This is a genomic window from Selenomonas sp. (assembly GCF_052169755.1).
GTDB lineage: Bacteria > Bacillota > Negativicutes > Selenomonadales > Selenomonadaceae > Selenomonas.
The window spans coordinates 1-2,848 of record NZ_JBQNBV010000196.1; the positions used below are offsets into that span (position 1 = coordinate 1).

Sequence of the window (2,848 nt, forward strand, 5' to 3'; positions counted from 1 at the left end):
AACGCCCCGTGCTCTACGCGGGCAACGGCATCCGCCTCGCGGGTGCGGCGGATCTTGTCGATGCGCTGGCGCGGCGGCTCTCGATGCCCGTCGTCACCTGCTGGGACAGCATCGACCTCATCGCGGACGAGCATCCGTACTACTGCGGCAGGGGCGGTACGATGGGCGACCGTGCAGGCAATTTCGCCGTGCAGAACAGCGATCTTCTGCTCTCGATCGGCAGCCGCCTGAGCATCTATCAGGTCGGCTACGATGTGCGTCTTTGGGCGCGCGCGGCATACACCGTCGTCAATGACATCGACGCCGCCGAGCTGAAAAAGCCGACGATCCGCGTAGATTTCCCTGTGTGCGCCGATGCGGCGGAATTTATGCGTGCGCTTTTAGCGGCGGCAAACGAGGCGCCGCCGAAGGAAAACCCTGCGTGGCTCGATCAGTGCCGCAGGTGGAAGCGCGATTATCCTGTTGTACAGCCCGCGCAGAAAACGGCACGGGGCAAGGTGAATGTCTATGCGTTCATGGACGCTTTGAGCCGGGCGCTTCCCGCAGGAAGCGTTACCGTCGCGGCGAACGGCTCGGCGAGCGTCGTGGGCAGTCAGTCGTACGTCATCAAGGCGGGCAGCCGCTTCCTCATGAACTGCGGCATCTCGTCGATGGGCTACGGTCTGCCTGCCGCCGTCGGCGCGGCTGTCGCGAGCGGTGAGAGCGTCGTCTGCATCGAGGGCGACGGCAGCATCATGATGAATTTGCAGGAATTGCAGACGGTCGTCACGAACCGTCTGCCCGTCAAGATCTTCGTCATCAATAACAACGGCTACCATCAGATTCGCCAGACACAGCGGAATGTTTTTGGCGGCGCTCTCGTCGGCGTCGGCCCTGAGAGCGGCGATCTCGGATTCCCTTCGTTTGAAAAAATCGCGGCGGCGTTCGATATGCCTTATATCGCGATTTCTTCCAATAAGGAACTATGCGGGAAGATTGGCGAGGCGCTCAGAGAACCGAGCCATGTACTCATAGAAGTGTTCGTGACGGAAGATCAGAAGTTCGAGCCGAAGTCTGCGACGAAGCGTTTGCCCGACGGACGCCTGACAAGTCCGCCGCTGGAAGATCTCGCGCCCTTTTTGCCGCGCGAGGAATTGGCGCGCAATATGTATATTCCGCTCATTGAACCGGAGGAAGTATGAAAGAGAATAAGATCAACTTGCGGCATACAGGCATTTATGTCAAGGATTTGGCGCGTATGGCAGCTTTTTATCGTGAAGTTTTTCAAATGTATACGATTTGCGAAAACATCCAGCAGGCGGATACGCTGCTCGCCGATCTTTTTCGGGCGCAGGATGCGCGTGTTAAGATCACGAAACTCATCACCGAGCAGGGCAAGGTGAACGGCAACGGCGATATGCTTGAATTGCTCGAAGTGCTCGTACCCGAAGAAAAAGCGGAAAAGACGCCGCAGCCGATTGCTGCGGGGCTGCACATCGCCTTCGGCGTGCGCGATATAGAAGCGACGCGCGCGGCTATTCTCGCACGCGGCGGTATCTCAGTGACGCGCGTGCATGATATGGGGCACGGCAATCTGTGCTGCTTCTGCCGCGACCCCGAGGGGAACTGGATCGAGCTGATTGCGCACAACGAGGTGTAGGAAGGGAGAGACGGCATGAAGATCAAGTCGGCGTTCAAGGAATACCGCGTGGATTTTTGCAGAGATTTGTCCTTGCTGCAGGATTTGGCAGCGGCGAAGGATACGTTTTTTGTGCTTGACCGTACGGTTTACGGGATTTATCAAGATCGTCTGCCTGATTTGCCGGAGGAGCGGCTTTTCCTGCTGGACGCCGTCGAGGAGAAAAAGGATATGGCGGCGATGCTCGCGATCTGTGAGCGTATGACGGAGATGAGCGCCAAGCGCAACTCGCATCTCGTATCTTTGGGCGGCGGCATCACGCAGGATGTTACGGGCTTCGTCGCTACCGCGCTCTATCGCGGCATCCGCTGGACGTTCTTCCCGACGACGCTTCTTGCCGCCTGCGACAGCTGCATCGGCGGCAAGTCGTCGCTGAACTATAAGGGATTCAAGAACCTACTCGGCTCCTTCTATCCGCCCGATGAGATTCTCATTTACCCCGAATTTTTCCGAAGCCTTACTCCGAAGGATTATTGTAGCGGCTTGGGCGAAGTCGTGAAGTTCAACGTCATCGCGGGTGCGGCGGGCATCGACGCTATGGAGCGCGATATTGCGGCGATTCTCGCGCACGATTACGAGAAGCTGCTGCAGTATGTGAGGACGTCGCTTGCGTTCAAGCGCGGCTTCATCGAAGAGGACGAGTTTGATCGCGGGGCGAGGGTGCTGCTCAATTACGCGCATACCTTCGGCCATGCTTTCGAGAGCGTTAGCGGCTACGAGATACCGCATGGCTCCGCCGTCGCGCTCGGCATGATAACGGCGAATGCGATATCGGTCGTGCGCGGTTTCATCGAAGAGGCGTATGCGGCGCGTATTGCGGCGCTCTGTATGAAGATCCTCAAGCATATCCCCTGGTGCGAGGCGTGGTTCTCCCCTGCAGGCATTATCGCCGCCATTCACAAGGACAAGAAGCAGACGAGTGAAAGGATCACGGCGGTGCTTTTGAACGAAGCGCATGAGCTTAAGGTCTATCGCGATGTTGAAGAAGAGGAAATCAAGCAGGCGCTCAAGCATCTGCTGCAATATTGGAGGAATCACTGTGAGTAAGGAAGTCGTGCCTTTTTCCGAGGCATATCAGAAGAACCGCCTGACGCTGCGCGAGGTCGTGCCGCTCGCGGTGCCGCTCTGCGTCTGCATCGAACCGACGAACATCTGCAACTTCAAGTGTCT

The 2,848-nt window shown here is 57.7% G+C and carries 3 protein-coding genes; all 3 read left to right on the forward strand.

Annotation, left to right across the window (positions count from 1 at the left end):
* Positions 1-1,181: thiamine pyrophosphate-binding protein (locus ACTTKG_RS10190; protein WP_442674088.1), on the forward strand; the 1,181-nt coding region annotated here is incomplete at its 5' end.
* A complete protein-coding gene (locus tag ACTTKG_RS10195; protein WP_442674089.1) occupies positions 1,178-1,639 on the forward strand; it encodes a VOC family protein in 462 nt (153 codons plus the stop codon). The genes ACTTKG_RS10190 and ACTTKG_RS10195, both read left to right, overlap by 4 nt.
* 15 nt (positions 1,640-1,654) lie before the next feature.
* The gene (locus ACTTKG_RS10200; RefSeq protein WP_442674090.1) at positions 1,655-2,725 is read left to right on the forward strand and encodes an AroB-related putative sugar phosphate phospholyase (cyclizing); all 1,071 of its coding nucleotides are present in this window, start codon (positions 1,655-1,657) and stop codon (positions 2,723-2,725) included.
* Positions 2,726-2,848: the final 123 nt, after the last annotated feature.